At 51.0% G+C, this 16,206-nt stretch carries 18 protein-coding genes and 1 riboswitch; of the genes, 8 read left to right on the forward strand and 10 right to left on the reverse strand.

The window, feature by feature from the left end:
- Positions 1 to 24: 24 nt before the first annotated feature.
- Complete coding sequence (locus NA624_RS15955) at positions 25 to 1,626, forward strand: EAL domain-containing protein (protein WP_001192516.1); 1,602 nt, start codon at positions 25 to 27, stop codon at positions 1,624 to 1,626.
- Between the two features lie 21 nt (positions 1,627 to 1,647).
- Here NA624_RS15955 and yoaE read toward each other — a convergent pair whose 3' ends face one another.
- Both yoaE and NA624_RS15965 read right to left on the reverse strand, forming a co-directional pair.
- Positions 1,648 to 3,207 (reverse strand): CNNM family cation transport protein YoaE, encoded by a 1,560-nt coding sequence (yoaE, locus tag NA624_RS15960; protein ID WP_000421815.1) that lies wholly within the window; start codon positions 3,205 to 3,207, stop codon positions 1,648 to 1,650.
- The gene (locus NA624_RS15965; RefSeq protein WP_371065704.1) at positions 3,195 to 3,527 is read right to left on the reverse strand and encodes a protein YoaL; all 333 of its coding nucleotides are present in this window, start codon (positions 3,525 to 3,527) and stop codon (positions 3,195 to 3,197) included. Before NA624_RS15965 ends, yoaE begins: the two co-directional genes overlap by 13 nt.
- Positions 3,528 to 3,679: 152 nt before the next feature.
- Here NA624_RS15965 and manX point away from each other — a divergent pair, with 152 nt between their 5' ends.
- From manX to mntP, 5 genes are all read left to right on the forward strand, one after another.
- Positions 3,680 to 4,648, forward strand: a complete 969-nt coding sequence (gene manX, locus NA624_RS15970) for a PTS mannose transporter subunit IIAB (protein WP_000150523.1) — start codon at positions 3,680 to 3,682, stop codon at positions 4,646 to 4,648.
- Positions 4,649 to 4,700: 52 nt separating this feature from the next.
- The gene (manY, locus tag NA624_RS15975) at positions 4,701 to 5,501 is read left to right on the forward strand and encodes a PTS mannose transporter subunit IIC (RefSeq protein WP_000406918.1); all 801 of its coding nucleotides are present in this window, start codon (positions 4,701 to 4,703) and stop codon (positions 5,499 to 5,501) included.
- Between the two features lie 12 nt (positions 5,502 to 5,513).
- A complete protein-coding gene (locus tag NA624_RS15980) occupies positions 5,514 to 6,365 on the forward strand; it encodes a PTS mannose transporter subunit IID (protein ID WP_001518647.1) in 852 nt (283 codons plus the stop codon).
- 58 nt (positions 6,366 to 6,423) lie between these two features.
- Complete coding sequence (locus tag NA624_RS15985; protein WP_000156280.1) at positions 6,424 to 6,882, forward strand: DUF986 family protein; 459 nt, start codon at positions 6,424 to 6,426, stop codon at positions 6,880 to 6,882.
- Between the two features lie 196 nt (positions 6,883 to 7,078).
- A riboswitch (yybP-ykoY riboswitch) is annotated at positions 7,079 to 7,180 on the forward strand.
- A gap of 111 nt (positions 7,181 to 7,291) precedes the next feature.
- Positions 7,292 to 7,858, forward strand: a complete 567-nt coding sequence (mntP, locus tag NA624_RS15990; RefSeq protein WP_001518359.1) for a manganese efflux pump MntP — start codon at positions 7,292 to 7,294, stop codon at positions 7,856 to 7,858.
- Here mntP and rlmA read toward each other — a convergent pair.
- The 6 genes from rlmA to mgrB all read right to left on the reverse strand — a co-directional run bounded on the left by rlmA (position 7,855) and on the right by mgrB (position 12,210).
- Positions 7,855 to 8,664, reverse strand: a complete 810-nt coding sequence (gene rlmA, locus NA624_RS15995; protein WP_000010925.1) for a 23S rRNA (guanine(745)-N(1))-methyltransferase — start codon at positions 8,662 to 8,664, stop codon at positions 7,855 to 7,857. The two genes, mntP and rlmA, sit on opposite strands and share 4 nt — an antisense overlap.
- A gap of 65 nt (positions 8,665 to 8,729) precedes the next feature.
- Positions 8,730 to 10,475: a peptidoglycan glycosyltransferase FtsI gene (gene ftsI, locus NA624_RS16000; protein ID WP_000730315.1), complete on the reverse strand. Its 1,746-nt coding sequence runs from the start codon at positions 10,473 to 10,475 to the stop codon at positions 8,730 to 8,732.
- A 219-nt stretch (positions 10,476 to 10,694) separates the two neighbouring features.
- Entirely contained in the window at positions 10,695 to 10,904 is a 210-nt protein-coding gene (gene cspE / locus NA624_RS16005) for a transcription antiterminator/RNA stability regulator CspE (RefSeq protein WP_001062678.1), read from the reverse strand.
- Between the two features lie 12 nt (positions 10,905 to 10,916).
- A complete protein-coding gene (locus tag NA624_RS16010; RefSeq protein ID WP_001537930.1) occupies positions 10,917 to 11,060 on the reverse strand; it encodes a DUF2627 domain-containing protein in 144 nt (47 codons plus the stop codon).
- Between the two features lie 648 nt (positions 11,061 to 11,708).
- Positions 11,709 to 11,996 (reverse strand): YebO family protein, encoded by a 288-nt coding sequence (locus NA624_RS16015; RefSeq protein WP_001000654.1) that lies wholly within the window; start codon positions 11,994 to 11,996, stop codon positions 11,709 to 11,711.
- 70 nt (positions 11,997 to 12,066) lie between these two features.
- Positions 12,067 to 12,210, reverse strand: a complete 144-nt coding sequence (mgrB, locus tag NA624_RS16020) for a PhoP/PhoQ regulator MgrB (protein ID WP_000714547.1) — start codon at positions 12,208 to 12,210, stop codon at positions 12,067 to 12,069.
- 157 nt (positions 12,211 to 12,367) lie between these two features.
- On the opposite strand from mgrB, the gene yobH reads away from it, so the two are divergent.
- Positions 12,368 to 12,607 carry an invasion protein YobH gene (yobH, locus tag NA624_RS16025; protein WP_001236777.1) on the forward strand — a complete coding sequence of 80 codons (240 nt, stop codon included), beginning with the start codon at positions 12,368 to 12,370 and terminating at the stop codon, positions 12,605 to 12,607.
- Positions 12,608 to 12,818: 211 nt separating this feature from the next.
- Here yobH and kdgR read toward each other — a convergent pair whose 3' ends face one another.
- Positions 12,819 to 13,610, reverse strand: coding sequence for a DNA-binding transcriptional regulator KdgR (kdgR, locus tag NA624_RS16030; RefSeq protein ID WP_001262196.1), 792 nt, complete (start codon positions 13,608 to 13,610; stop codon positions 12,819 to 12,821).
- Positions 13,611 to 13,785: 175 nt separating this feature from the next.
- Between kdgR and NA624_RS16035 the strand changes: the two genes are divergently transcribed.
- On the forward strand, positions 13,786 to 15,159 hold the full coding sequence (locus NA624_RS16035) for an MFS transporter (RefSeq protein WP_000416145.1): 1,374 nt from the start codon (positions 13,786 to 13,788) through the stop codon (positions 15,157 to 15,159).
- A 47-nt stretch (positions 15,160 to 15,206) separates the two neighbouring features.
- Here the strand turns inward: NA624_RS16035 and htpX are convergent, their stop codons facing one another.
- Positions 15,207 to 16,088, reverse strand: a complete 882-nt coding sequence (gene htpX / locus NA624_RS16040; RefSeq protein ID WP_000984498.1) for a protease HtpX — start codon at positions 16,086 to 16,088, stop codon at positions 15,207 to 15,209.
- Between the last annotated feature and the right edge of the window lie 118 nt (positions 16,089 to 16,206).

A 16,206-nucleotide genomic window follows, 5' to 3' on the forward strand; every position in this document is an offset into this window, starting at 1 on the left:
GCCAACGCTTATTGGGCGGCCCGCATGCAAACAGCACAACGGATCATCAATCATTATCGCCGTAATCGTTTCATTGTTTGCACGATTTGTGCACTGGTCACGCTCATTCTTACGCTGAGCATCCGATTTATTTCGGAGCGGAACTTAAATCACCATCGCACGGTTGCATTCGCGAATCATGCCGTTGATGCGCTGGATAATGTGCTGCATCCTCTCCTGGTCGGACGAAACATACTGCTACCCTTACTTGAGCTTCCGTGCGCGACCGCGCATTTGCCGTTGCGTAAGCAAGCCGCCCGCCTGCAAACCATTCGTTCTATCGGGCTGGTAAAAGAGGGAATTCTCTACTGCTCAAGCATTTTTGGCGCCCGTAATACTCCCATACGCCAGCTTCAGCCCGATCTTCCCGCAGCCGGCGATCTGCTGCTACTTTCCACGGATCACTCGTTACTCAAGGGAAGCCCGATCCTCATTCAGTGGTATCCCGCCTCTGCCGATGGTCAGGATGGCGTGATGGAAATTGTGAATATTGGCTTGCTGACGACCATGCTACTTGAGCCACAGCAGCCGCAAATTACCAGCGCCAGCCTGACGGTCGGCAAACGGCACCTGTTATATGGTCGGGGCGTGGTCGATACTCTTCCGGAATTAAAAAAAGATGAAGAGCGTTACCAGCTTTCATCGCGGCATTTCCCTTTTACTATCAGCGTCAGCGGGCCGTCGGCAGGCGTACTGGCGTTCAAACATCTCCCGACACAGTTACCCCTGGCCGTATTGCTTAGCCTGTTGATCGGTTATATCGCCTGGCTGGCGACGGCCAGCAGAATGAGCTTTTCCTGGGAGATTAATCTGGCCCTTGCCGAACGGGAGTTTGAGCTATTTTGTCAGCCGTTGCTTAATGCCCGCACGCAGCAGTGTACCGGCGTTGAGATCCTGTTACGCTGGAATAACCCGCGCCAGGGCTGGATCTCACCGGATGTTTTTATTCCTATCGCCGAGGAGCATAACCTGATAGCGCCGCTGACCCGCTATGTGATTGCGGAAACCATTCGGCAGCGGCACTACTTCCCCATCAACCATCAGTTTCATATCGGCATCAATGTGGCGGCAAGCCATTTCCGACACGGCGTGCTTCTCAAGGATCTTAATCAGTACTGGTTTAGTGCGGAACCTGTTCAGCAACTGGTGCTGGAGCTCACGGAACGCGACGCGTTGCTTGACGTTGATTACCGCCTGATGCGCGAGCTGCATCGTAAAGGCGTCAAGTTAGCCATCGATGATTTTGGCACAGGAAACAGCTCGCTCTCCTGGCTGGAAAAACTGCGGCCGGATATTTTGAAAATCGATAAATCCTTCACCGCCGCCATCGGTACCGATGCGGTCAATTCGACGGTGACCGATATTATTATCGCGCTGGGGCAAAGACTGAATATTGAACTGGTGGCGGAAGGGGTCGAAAACCAGACGCAGGCACAGCATTTGCGCCAGCATGGCGTGCAAATGTTACAGGGCTATCTCTATGCGAAGCCGATGCCCATTAGCGAATTTCCACAGTGGCTGGCGGGCAGCGCGCCGCCGCCCGCCCGGCATAACGGACAGATTATGTCCGCGATGCCGCATCTATAGACTTGATTCCTGCGTGTGACGTTATTCCTCTTCGTCGTGGGCAGGCTGTTCTTTAACAATCCGAACCAGATCGACACGGTAGTCGTTGGCCTCGACAATGGTGATCCGCAGTGGCGGAACATCAATGACATCGCCTACACGAGGAATATGGCCATTAGCGGCGATCACTAACCCCGCGACCGTCGCAATATCTCCCTCTTCGTTCACCAGATGGTCAACTTCCAGCGCCTGCTGTAGCGCATGGAGATCGGTGCCGCCCTTCACTATCCAGCCCTCGGCATCGGCAACGATTTCCGGCGTTTCATCGGCATCCGGGAACTCACCGGCAATCGCTTCCAGCACATCCAGCGGCGTAACCAGCCCCTGCACCACGCCGAACTCGTTAGTGACGATAACGAAACTGCCGCGCGCGCGACGCAAAACGCCTAACAGATTGATAGGATCAAGCGTTTCCGGCACCACTATCGCCGGGGAAGACGCGGCAATAGCCGCAACATCCGCGCCCTCTTCCAGCGCCACCAGCAACTCTTTCGCGCGAACGATACCGATAATTTCATCCAGCTCGCCCCGACATACCGGGAACAGGCTATGCGGAGAAGAGAGTAACTGCTGACGGATTTCAGCTACGCTGAGATTTGCATCCACCCAACTAATTTCGCCTCGCGGCGTCATAATGCCGCGCAGGGAGCGCGACGCCAGAGTCAGTACGCCGTTAATCATGTAGCGTTCTTCTTCGGCGAAGGCGCCTTCCGACACCGATATCGCGGCCGGGCTATCCGTCTCATGTTGCGTACTCGCCTGACGTTTACCGCCCATCAGACGCAGGATAGCGTCCGCAGTACGCGCGCGCAGCGGCAACGTGGACTGATGACGAATAAAGTTGCGGCGCGCAATCTGGTTAAACACCTCGATAACGATCGAGAAACCAATTGCCGCGTACAGGTAGCCTTTCGGAATATGGAAACCAAACCCTTCCGCCACCAGGCTCAGGCCGATCATCAGCAGGAAGCTCAGACAGAGCACCACCACCGTCGGATGCTGGTTGACAAAACGGGTCAGCGGTTTTGACGCCAGTAGCATCACCGCCATCGCAATCACCACCGCCGCCATCATAACCGGCAGATGGTTTACCATACCTACCGCCGTAATCACGGCGTCCAGCGAGAAGACCGCATCCAGGATGACAATCTGCGTGACTACCACCCAGAAGCTCGCATAGCCTTTACCGTGTCCGGTGTCATGCTCGCGGTTTTCCAGACGTTCATGCAGCTCGGTGGTCGCTTTAAACAGCAGGAATATACCGCCCAGCAGCATAATTAAATCGCGGCCGGAGAAGGTAAAATCCCAGACGGTAAAGAGCGGCTTTGTTAAGGTCACCAGCCACGAAATAATGGACAGCAGCGCCAGACGCATAATCAGCGCCAGCGAGAGCCCGATAAGACGCGCTTTGTCACGCTGCTTTGGCGGCAATTTATCGGCGAGGATCGCGATAAAGACCAGGTTATCGATACCCAGGACAATTTCCAGGACGACGAGCGTGAGTAAACCCACCCAAATTGAGGGATCCATTAATAATTCCATGACAAGCTCCTGCTTAAGGAATGACTAAACGGCGCCCACAACATCTCAAAGGATGCAGGCGGTAACGCAATAAACAAAGTAAGGCTATGGCAAGATATGCCAGATTGACAGGCGCAAAACGGCCAAAGAGTGAAATGACGTCGGTGACGATCCATACAACGGGCTGCTGCCCCATACCCCATTCTAATTAAACGGAAGCTAAACATAACAGAGACAACTGGTTTTTGGCAAAGATTTACCTTCCTTTGCAAAGAGATGTAACCAGGATATTTTACACTTCGAAATTTCTCATTATCGAAAACAAAATTACGGATCTCCATCACACAAAATATTTTTTTCGATATCTAAAATAATTCACGAAAATCATGCGTTTTTCGTTGTAACCCTCATCTGAATCGATTCGCTTGCGGACGGCGATTCAAAAAATACATCTGTCAAGTTGATGTGTTGACAATAATAAAGGAGGTAGCAAGTGACCATTGCTATTGTTATAGGCACACATGGTTGGGCTGCAGAGCAGTTACTTAAAACAGCCGAAATGCTGTTAGGCGAGCAGGAAAACGTCGGCTGGATCGATTTCGTTCCAGGCGAAAATGCCGAAACGCTGATCGAAAAGTACAACGCTCAGTTGGCTAAACTCGATACCAGTAAAGGCGTGCTATTTCTCGTTGATACATGGGGAGGCAGCCCGTTTAATGCTGCCAGCCGCATTGTCGTCGATAAAGAGCGCTATGAAGTTATTGCCGGCGTCAACATCCCGATGCTGGTCGAAACGTTTATGGCTCGTGACGACGATCCGAGCTTTGACGAGCTGGTCGCACTGGCGGTAGAAACCGGTCGTGAAGGCGTAAAAGCGCTGAAAGCGAAACCGGTAGAAAAAGCCGCGCCAGCGCCAGTCGCCGCCGCGCCAAAAGCGGCCACGCCGGCAAAACCGATGGGCCCGAATGATTATATGGTTATCGGGCTTGCCCGTATTGATGACCGCCTCATTCACGGTCAGGTCGCTACCCGTTGGACCAAAGAGACCAATGTCAGCCGTATTATTGTTGTGAGCGATGAAGTCGCGGCGGATACCGTACGTAAAACGCTGCTGACGCAAGTTGCGCCGCCGGGCGTTACGGCGCATGTGGTTGACGTCGCGAAGATGATTCGCGTCTACAATAACCCGAAATACGCCGGCGAACGCGTGATGCTTCTGTTTACCAATCCTACCGACGTCGAGCGCATCGTTGAGGGCGGCGTGAAAGTCACTTCCGTGAACATTGGCGGTATGGCCTATCGTCAAGGTAAAACGCAGGTGAACAACGCCGTTTCCGTCGATGAAAAGGATATCGAAGCCTTTAAAAAGCTCAACGAGCGCGGCATCGAGCTTGAGGTGCGTAAAGTTTCCACCGATCCGAAACTGAAAATGATGGATTTAATTGCCAAAGTGGCGAAATAACCGCCGGCATTTAATTAGCTTTCACACTTAAGATAGCAATAGGAGAAGTACAATGGAGATTACCACTCTTCAGATTGTGCTGGTGTTCATCGTCGCATGTATCGCAGGTATGGAGTCGGTACTTGATGAATTTCAGTTCCACCGTCCGCTGATCGCCTGTACCTTAATCGGCGCCGTTCTGGGGGACATGAAAACCGGTATTATCATCGGCGGTACTCTGGAAATGATCGCTCTGGGCTGGATGAACATCGGTGCTGCCGTTGCGCCTGATGCCGCACTGGCGTCCATCATCTCTACCGTTCTGGTCATCGCCGGGCATCAAAGCATTGGCGCCGGTATCGCGCTGGCGATTCCGCTGGCGGCGGCAGGCCAGGTACTGACCATTATCGTTCGTACCATCACCGTGGCATTCCAGCACGCGGCGGACAAGGCGGCTGAAAACGGCAACCTGACGGCGCTCTCCTGGCTGCACGTTTCTTCTCTGTTCCTGCAGGCAATGCGTATCGCTATCCCGGCGGTTATCGTTGCCATCTCCGTAGGCACCAGCGAAGTACAGGGAATGCTGAATGCGATTCCTGAAGTCGTCACAGGCGGTCTGAACATCGCCGGCGGCATGATCGTCGTGGTTGGTTATGCGATGGTTATCAACATGATGCGCGCAGGCTACCTGATGCCGTTCTTCTACCTCGGTTTCGTCACCGCGGCTTTCACAAACTTCAACCTGGTCGCACTGGGTGTCATCGGCGCAGTGATGGCTATTCTTTACATCCAGCTGAGCCCGAAATACAACCGTGTAGCGGGCGCGCCTGCAGCGGCTGCTGGCAATAACGATCTCGACAACGAACTGGACTAACAGGTGAGCGAAATGGTTGATATGACTAAAACTACCACCGAGAAAAAACTCACTCCGAGCGATATTCGCGGCGTATTTCTTCGTTCTAACCTGTTCCAGGGGTCATGGAACTTCGAACGTATGCAAGCGCTGGGCTTCTGTTTCTCTATGGTGCCGGCGATTCGTCGCCTGTATCCGGAGAATAATGACGCGCGTAAACAGGCGATTAAGCGTCACCTGGAGTTCTTTAACACTCATCCTTACGTTGCGGCGCCGGTACTGGGCGTGACCCTGGCAATGGAAGAAAAGCGTGCGAACGGCGCAGAAATTGACGATGGCGCTATCAACGGTATCAAAGTCGGTCTGATGGGACCGCTGGCAGGCGTCGGCGACCCTATCTTCTGGGGTACCGTCCGTCCGGTATTCGCGGCGCTGGGCGCAGGTATTGCAATGAGCGGCAGCCTGCTTGGTCCGCTGCTGTTTTTCATCCTGTTTAACCTGGTGCGTCTGGCGACCCGCTATTATGGCGTAGCTTATGGCTACCGCAAAGGCGTCGATATCGTTAAAGATATGGGCGGCGGCTTCCTGCAAAAACTGACTGAGGGGGCGTCAATCCTCGGCCTGTTTGTCATGGGGGCATTGGTTAACAAGTGGACGCATGTGAATATCCCGCTGGTGGTCTCCACCATCACCGGTCAGGATGGTCAGACACGCGTTACCACCGTGCAAACCATTCTCGACCAGCTGATGCCGGGGCTGGTTCCGCTACTGTTGACCTTTGCCTGTATGTGGCTGCTGCGTAAGAAAGTTAACCCGCTGTGGATTATCGTGGGCTTCTTCGTCATCGGTATCGCCGGCTACTCCGTAGGACTGCTGGGCCAATAAGGCTGTTGTACACTACCGGGGCCAAACGGCCCCGTTTTTTTATTTCTCTGGAGGATAAATGACTATCACGGACCTGGTGCTGATTCTCTTTATTGCCGCATTATTGGCTTACGCTCTCTACGATCAGTTCATCATGCCCCGTCGCAATGGCCCCACTCTGCTTTCTATAGCCCTGCTTCGCCGTGGTCGCGTAGACAGCGTTATCTTCGTTGGGCTGGTCGCCATCCTTATTTATAACAACGTAACCAGCCACGGAGCGCAGATGACCACATGGTTATTAAGTGCGCTGGCGTTAATGGGGTTTTATATATTCTGGATCCGCACGCCACGGATCATCTTTAAACAACGTGGCTTTTTCTTCGCCAATGTCTGGATAGAATATAACCGTATTAAAGAGATGAATTTATCGGAGGACGGCGTACTGGTGATGCAATTAGAACAACGACGCTTGCTTATCCGTGTACGCAATATCGACGATCTGGAAAAAATATATAAGCTTCTTATTGAAAATCAATAACCTAAGATATAACCTCAACTATGTTTTTCGAATTTTATTTCGAATCATAATATAGCTAAGGCTATATTTTCTATTGACCAATTGTTATTTAATTTAACGTTTTATTGATGAATAAATCTAAATGAAAATCGTTTTCAATTAGAAGACAAATAATATTTTATCGCTGTTGTTTTATATTCTAAAAATATGTTAATGTTGCGCCGTCAATTGGGGAGTAGCCGATTTCCAGACTCCGGAAATGTACGCGTCAACATACTCGTTGCAAAACGTGGCGCGTACGGACCAGCCGCCGCTGGTCAGGCGAGACCATAGGCGCATCAACTGCTGTGTATTTCGTCACAGAATGGCGACATGCATGTTTGCTGGGGGCAGTGATGTGTTTAATGGATACCCCGGTCAGGACGTTGTCATGCACTTTACTGCTACTGTTCTTCTCGCTTTCGGCATGTCGATGGATGCTTTCGCGGCATCAATTGGCAAAGGCGCCACCCTACATAAACCCAAATTCTCAGAAGCGTTGCGTACCGGCCTTATCTTTGGCGCGGTTGAAACGCTGACCCCGTTAATCGGCTGGGGGCTGGGGATATTGGCGAGTAAATTCGTTCTGGAGTGGAACCACTGGATAGCCTTTGTTCTGCTGATCTTTCTGGGCGGACGCATGATCATCGAAGGTATCCGCGGCGGTAGTGATGAAGACGAAACACCGTTACGCCGCCACAGCTTTTGGCTATTAGTCACGACGGCTATCGCGACCAGCCTCGATGCGATGGCGGTTGGCGTCGGTCTGGCGTTTTTGCAGGTAAACATCATCGCTACCGCATTAGCTATCGGTTGCGCCACGCTTATCATGTCCACCCTCGGAATGATGATCGGTCGCTTTATCGGCCCAATGCTGGGTAAGCGTGCTGAAATTCTCGGCGGGGTCGTACTGATAGGAATTGGCGTCCAGATCCTCTGGACGCATTTTCACGGTTAACGGTTACGCTGCCAGAGATGAAGGTTGAAATCCGTCTGGCAGCTAAGTCCGGTGCTGGCAGCCAGTTGTTCCCACACTTCTGGCCTGGCGCGCCAGGCAAATGGCGTCATTTGCAACAGTGCTACAGCCGCTTCGGCGGTGAGCTGCATGTGATAAGCAAGGCGGGTACTCTGCTGCAATGTGAATCCGTCGAGCTGCTCGGTATACGGCGCATGTAAACGCACCTCATCATAAATGAGCCCTTTTAGTTCCATCAGATGATGCGGCCCTGGCGTGGCGGTAACGACCCAACCACCAGGTTTCACCACACGCGCCAATTCCTGCGCCTTACACGGGGCGTAGATTCTGATCACCGCATCCATTGACGCATCGGCAAAGGGCAGTCGATGGCTTGACGCCACACAAAACTTCACCTGCGAATAGCGTTTCGCCGCCGCTTTGATCGCCGTTTTAGCAACGTCCAGTCCAAACGTGGTGACTCCCGGCAACGCCTCGGCAAAAGCATGAGTGTAATACCCCTCGCCGCAGCCGATATCCAGAATCGCCGTGGCCGACTGATCCAGCCGCTCGCGCAACAGGTTAATCACGGCATCGCGCAGCGGCTGATAATGGCCCGCATCAAGAAACGCTCTCCTCGCCTGCATCATTTCGGCGCTGTCGCCCGGATCGCGCGAACGTTTATGCTGTACCGGTAGCAGATTGATGTAGCCCTCTTTCGCCACATCAAACTGATGGCGCTGTGGACATATAACGCTGTTATTAATCTGCGTAAGCGGCTGATGGCAAAGCGGACAGGTAAACGACATGACAACTCCGGACTGGGGCGCTAAAGGGCGCAAGTGTAACGCGAATTGCGCCCCGGGAAAATCCTTTACGAGCCCGGAACCGCAACGTGGCTGCCATGCATCACCAGAAGGTGATCTGAATCGGCTGGCATACCGTCTGGCTCAACATTTTCCAGCCGCAGCACATCGCCCATGATCTGGCTGAATACGGGCGCAGATACCGCGCCGCCATAATAAGCCCCGTTTTGCGGATTATTAATCACCACCACCAGCGCAAACCTGGGGTTACTTGCCGGCGCGACGCCTGCGGTATATGCCACATACTTATCGACGTATTTACCATCATCGCCAATTTTTTTCGCCGTCCCGGTTTTGACCGCAATACGGTAGTCTCTTACTGCGGCTTTTGTTCCGCCGCCGCCAGGCAACGCGACGCTCTCCATCATATGTTCCACCTCGTGCACCAGTTCTTCCGGCATTACCCGCGTGCCGATCACGGGCGGATCAACTTTGGTGATCGATAACGGACGGTAGATACCAAAGCTGCCAATCGTGGCATAAACATGCGCCAGTTGCAGCGGCGTCACCATTAATCCATAGCCAAAAGCGAAGGTAGCGCGATCTAAATCACTCCAGTAACGGCGTTTCGGTAATAACCCGCTGCTCTCTCCGGTGAGACCCAGTCCGGTAGGCACGCCGAAACCAAAGCTTTTATAAGTATCTATTAATTTCTGCACCGGCATCGCCAGAGAAAGGTGAGAAACGCCGGTATCGCTGGATTTTTGCAAAATGCCGGTTAATGTCAGTTCCGGATAGTAACCGACGTCGCGGATACGGTGTCCATCGAGAGTAAAAGGATGGGTATCGATAACGCTGTCCGGCTGCACGATGCCCTGCTGTAACGCAGTCATAATGACCAATGGCTTCACAGTAGAACCGGGTTCGAAAGTGTCGCTAATCGCGCGGTTACGAAAATCGTCCAACTGCGCGCCTTCACGATTGTTCGGGTTGAAATCCGGGTAGCTCGCCATCGAGAGAATTTCACCCGTTGGGATGTTAATCAATACGGCAGCGCCGGATTCCGCTTTGTTCCAGATGACGGCGTTATCCAGCGCATCTTCGGTAACCGTTTGCAGACGTTCATCAATGCTAAGCTGAAGTTCATGAGCAGGAACCGGATTCACTTCCGTAATGTTCTCAATAACGTGACCAAATTTATCTTTACGCACCAGCCGGGAGCCCGGTTTTCCCGTCAGTTGCGCATTAAAGCTCTTTTCAATACCTTCTATTCCCTGCCCGTCGATATTGGTAAAGCCGATCAAATTGGCCGCTACGTGTCCGGCAGGGTAAAAACGGCGCGACTCTTCCCGCAGGTTAATACCCGGTAGATTCAGTTTATCTATCCATTCGGCTTGCTGGGGTGAAACCTGGCGCGCAAGGTAGATAAAACGGCCTGCCGGGTTACTGTTTATCCGTTCCGCAAGCGTACTGAGCGACAGATGTAAGGCGCTGGCCAGCGCCTGCCAGCGCTCATTGTAGCCAACGCCGCCTTTGCTTATGATAGTCTTCGGATCGGCCCAGACAGCATTAACCGGAACGCTCACCGCTAAGGGCCGCCCTTCTCTGTCGGTGATCATGCCACGTGGAGAGGCCGTGGTCACTTCACGAAGCGAGCGCATATCTTCTTGTTTCACCAGTTTCGACGGCGTAACAATTTGCAACCATGCCACCCGCCCTAACAACAATGCCATACTGAGCAGAATGGCAGTGCAAAGTAGTGCAAAACGTATGGGCGTAAAATTACGGGTATCGCCGTCGCTTTTCTTTTTCACCTGATCTCCAGCCGAATCATTTTTCAGGTGATTGATTTAACGGGAAACGGACGGAAAAACCAGAAAAAACAATGCTAATAACATCGCGCCTTTGCAACAAATCGCTAACGAGAGCGCGTCCAGACACATTTTGAAGGATATTGAATTAAAAAGCCCCGCTTTTAGCGAGGCTTTATATCTGAGGCTGACGCGACAAACGCATCAAATCAGTGGTGTCGATCAGATAGCTGTTACGTTAACAGCAGCCGGACCTTTCTGGCCGTCCTGAATTTCGAACTCAACGTTCTGGCCTTCAGCCAGAGTTTTGAAACCATTGCCCTGGATAGCGGAGAAGTGTACGAACACATCTTTGCTGCCGTCAGCCGGAGTAATGAAGCCAAAACCTTTGGATTCGTTGAACCACTTAACTTGACCTTTAATCTTTGCCATTTGCAAAATTCCTTAGAGTGTTTTCTTTGCCCGTAGGCATAACATAGATAAAACTGAGACATTACTGCTTGAGGCACTAATATAAGGTTCGGCAGAGAAGCGGTATTCAACGTCAACGTGTTTACTCAGGACTTCTTTACTGAAAATGCCACACATAAACAGAACTGTACCTCGTTTAACCCAAAGCCTGTTATCACATACAACGTTAATTATGGCAAGCCATTTTTAAACGTGTCTCGATCCGTCGCACAAATTACGAGAACCTTCACAAATTGACAGCACGTTTATGCAACAAAATTGCGAAAGATATATCCTCACGCGCTGACGGACTCCTGACAACGTCACTGCTGAAAAGCCATTTTTCTACCATAGCTCAATAACTTCGCTTCTTCCAGTGCATCAAATCACATTTAAAAGCTGTATTTTTCATATCACTTTTTATGCTGAGTTATGCATAAATTGTCACAATGATAAAAAACACCTTCTAATCAAAATAATAGAAAAGAAAAGCGATTTTCGACACCGCTTTTTGTGATGTTCTGCGTCTTTACAGAATGCCTTAAAATAATGAACAAACAATGACAATCCATAAAGAGAGAGAAACGTTTCGCTTTTAATAGAGAATGAGCGGTATCACAAAAATGCCATATGTCCTTTTGTTATACATATAAAACTATGTTGCATATAAAGCCATATATTATGTAAGGCGTTGATGCCGTAGTATCAGTTGCAAACGGCAACGCGGAGTGATCCGACGGAGAAATGGGGCGTATGGCACTGGCGCCATTTGCGCCCCGGTAAGCATTATCGTTCAGCAACCAGACGAATGATGTCCTCATCCTCTTTTGGTTCGCTTGCCGCTGTTGCGGGTTCCGCTTCTTTTTCTGGTTCGTTTGCTTCGCAAAGGCGGCGTAACAACGCGTTTTGCCGCTTCTGTTGATCCAATAACGCTTCGAGCAGTTCTATCTGCTCGTTGGCACGGGAACTTGCCCGGTTGACAAAGAACCAGAGCGCCAGCCCCACCACCAGAACCACCATTGATACTATTAAAGATGCAAGAGAAAACGCACCAGCGTTTAAAACGTCGTTCATTTCACCACCTCGATGTAGAGACGTCATTCTACCACTGCTACACGGGAAGGAAATCTCTGGTGTAAAACGTTTACCAGGGAATAAATTTATTGATGGCGCAAATACCGCTGAAAAATTGTACATCCTGATCGCACATGATATTAAACACCTGCGCCCACAGCAACAGGCATACTACCACCACGATGCCGAGGACGACCCATCGAAATTTTTTCACTCCACTCTCCGATCTTACATCTTATGTCGCTAAATTATCATGAGTTACTTAAACCAGGAGTAACTGTAGCGGCATTATATGTTTTTAGGAATGATTCACTTGTTTCAATCAATGTACACGCTACTCTTATTCTAACTAAAAAAGAAAAGAGGTAGTAATGCGTTTGATCATTCGCGCAATTGTATTGTTTGCCCTGGTGTGGATAGGCCTGCTGATGAGCGGCTATGGCATCCTGGTGGGAAGTAAAGTGAACGCTGCGGGGCTGGGTTTACAGTGCCATTACCTGACCGCACGCGGCACCAGCACGGCGCAATATCTCCATACCAACAGCGGCATTATTGGCTTTTCCGACTGTCCCATTTTCAGAAAAATCGCCACCGTGGTGGATAATGGCTAAGCGGCAATAAATAATTTCACAGTGAAACTATCACCAATAATTCCCCTATATTGGCTGTTGTTCATAAGTACTGTTAAATAATATTTTAATAACCGTTAAATAAGCCGACAGACATTATCTTCTTTTACGATTTCATCCCACCCGATGTTATAAAAAAAGCAGCTACATTTTTCGCAGCTGCTTTTTTTTAACGTCATGCTAATAACGTTGCTTAGAAGGGATAATCGTTGTAACCCATTTGTTCAGAAATTTTACGCGCGGCGGTGTGTAACATAGCCACATATTCCTGCAAGCGTTCTTCTGAAAAGCGCAGCGTCGGGAACGAAATGCTTAACCCTGCGATGACTACGCCAAAACGGTCAAATACCGGTACGCCGATACAACGTAACCCTTCTTCCTGTTCTTCGTTATCTTCACCGTAGCCTTGCGCACGCACCTCATCCAACAGCGGCAGCAACGCCTCAGTGCTGGTAATCGTGCGTCCCGTGCTTTGCTTATACTCAACGCCGTCGAGAATCTGCTTAACCTCATCACGGTCGCGCCAGGCCAGAAGCACTTTACCGATGGCCGTACTGTACAGCGGATTACGACGCCCAATACGTGAGTACATCCGCAGATTGTACATAGAGTCAATTTTATGGATATAGACAATGCTGTCTTCATCCAGCGCGCCAAGATGGATAGTTTCTTTTGTCAGACGAGACAGTTCACGCATCTGAATGTCCGCACTGCGGATGAGATCAACATTTTGCAAAGCTCGTGCGCCCAGCTCAAACAGCTTTAGCGTCAGAGAGTATTTTTCAGACTCCCCTTCCTGAGCCACGTAGCCCAGCGTTTTCATGGTTTGCAAAAAGCGATAAACGGTGCTTTTCGACATCATGACGCGCTGCGATAGCTCGGTAATCCCTATTTCACGCTCTTCACCCAGCGCCTGCAGAATGCCGAAAACTTTCAGCACAGAAGATACAGAATCAGGCTGCTTATCCAGATCTGCGTTTGCCATTTATCACCTCATTACGAGCGTTTTATAAAATTCAGAACGAGTTTTTATTATAATTTCACGCCAGGTCGCCCGCAATCCATCTTTGCTTACTTCGTTACAAATCTGCGACATAACAACTCAGTATTAATGCTAACATTATTATTCAGCTCATAATTCCCCTTATTACAAAATACTTATGGAAAAAACACGGGCCGATGGCCTGCCCCTCCCGCAGAGATACGGCGTTATCCTGACGATTATTATCGGTATTTCGATGGCGGTTCTGGATGGCGCAATCGCTAATGTCGCGCTGCCAACCATTGCGACTGATTTACATGCCTCCCCTGCCAGCTCTATCTGGATTGTCAATGCGTACCAAATCGCCATTGTCGTCTCACTACTTTCCCTGTCTTTTTTAGGCGACATGTTTGGTTATCGCCGGATCTATAAATGTGGTTTAGTGGTATTTCTGCTTTCATCATTGTTTTGCGCGCTTTCAGACTCGCTGCAGATGCTGACGCTGGCGCGCATCGCGCAGGGATTTGGCGGCGCGGCGCTAATGAGCGTAAACACGGCGCTGATTCGTCTTATCTACCCCCAGCGTCATCTGGGACGAGGCATGGGAATTAACTCTTTTATCGTCGCAGTCTCTTCCGCCGCGGGTCCGACGATCGCCGCGGCGATTTTGTCCATCTCATCATGGAAATGGCTGTTTCTGATTAATGTCCCGTTAGGTATCATCGCGTTAATTCTGGCCATACGCTTTTTACCAGCAAACATCGCCCATGACACTAAGCCGCGCTTTGACTTACCGAGCGCGGTAATGAATGCGCTCACATTTGGCCTGCTGATTACCGCATTGAGCGGATTTGCCCAAGGACAGTCGCTAACGTTGATTGGCGCAGAGCTGCTCGTTCTGGTCGTGGTCGGTTTTTTCTTCGTGCGCCGCCAGCTTTCTTTGCCCGTCCCTTTGTTACCCATCGACTTGTTACGCATTCCGCTTTTTTCACTCTCGATCGGCACGTCAATTTGCTCGTTCTGCGCGCAAATGTTAGCCATGGTCTCGCTACCTTTTTATCTGCAAACCGTGCTGGGCCGTAGCGAAGTAGAAACCGGCCTGTTATTGACGCCCTGGCCGCTGGCAACGATGGTGATGGCGCCGCTGGCGGGATACCTGATAGAACGTCTTCATGCCGGTTTGCTGGGGGCGCTGGGAATGGTGATAATGGCAGCCGGGTTGTTTGCGCTGGTCATGTTGCCAGGCTCCCCCTCCGATCTGAATATTATCTGGCCGATGATCCTTTGCGGCGCAGGGTTTGGCCTGTTCCAGTCGCCGAATAATCACACCATTATCACTTCCGCGCCGCGTGAGCGCAGCGGTGGCGCCAGCGGGATGCTGGGCACGGCGCGACTGTTAGGCCAAAGTACTGGCGCCGCGCTGGTAGCGCTAATGTTGAACCAGTTTGGCGATAGCGGTACGCATCTTTCGCTGCTCGCAGCGGCGATCCTGGCGACTCTCGCGGCGGTAGTGAGCGGTTTACGTATTACGCAACCACGCGTTCAGGCGTAAAAAAAGCGCGTCATTCGACGCGCTTTTCATACTTGCCAGTAGGCTTATTATTTCAGGTACTCACCGCTACGTAGCGCTTCAATGCGTTTATCAAGCGGTGGGTGCGTCATAAACAGCTCGCTTAACGATTTCGATTTACCGTTAATACAAAACGCCATCATGCTGGTCGCTTCTTGCGGCTCGTAGCTGGTTTTCAGGCGCTGCAACGCGGCAATCATTTTTTCACGGCCAACCAGCTTCGCCGATCCCGCATCGGCATGAAACTCACGGTAACGGGAGAACCACATGGTGATGATGCTCGCCAGAATACCGAAGACCAGTTCCAGCACCGTCGCAACGGCGAAATAGATTAGCGGATTACCGTTACTTCCTTCGCCTTCATCACGGTTGCCGCCCAGAAAACCAGCGGCAATTTGCGCGATAATGCGCGAAATAAAGATAACGAAGGTGTTAACCACCCCCTGAATCAACGTCATCGTCACCATATCGCCATTGGCAATATGGCTGATTTCATGCGCAATGACGGCTTCCGCTTCGTCAGGGCTCATGTTTTGCAACAAACCGGTGCTCACAGCGACCAATGAGGCGTCACGGCGTGCGCCCGTCGCAAACGCGTTAATGTCCGGCGCATGGTAGATAGCAACCTGCGGCATGGCGATACCGGCCTGGCGCGCTTGCGTTGCTACGGTGTTCATCAACCAGCGTTCTCTTTCATTGCGAGGCTGTTCAATAACTTCCCCTCCTACGGATTTTAACGCCATCCATTTGGACATCAGCAATGAAATAAAAGAACCGCCAAAACCAAACAGCAGCGCCATGATCAGCAAGCCTTGCACGCTGCTCGACTGTATCCCTGTCAGGCTCAGAACCAGCCCGAAAACGACCATCACGGCCAGGTTCGTCAGCAGGAAGAGCGCGATTCGCATCATAATTTTCTTTTAACCTCAATTTAACAAAGCGCACTATGCGATTACCCACATCGTATGGGTCTTATGGCTATTTTCAAGCATCACCAGGCGGTAAGTCACGAGAAAAACACAACTTTAC

The organism is Salmonella sp. NW38 (assembly GCF_051807745.1).
In the GTDB taxonomy this organism is placed as follows: Bacteria; Pseudomonadota; Gammaproteobacteria; order Enterobacterales; family Enterobacteriaceae; genus Salmonella; species Salmonella enterica.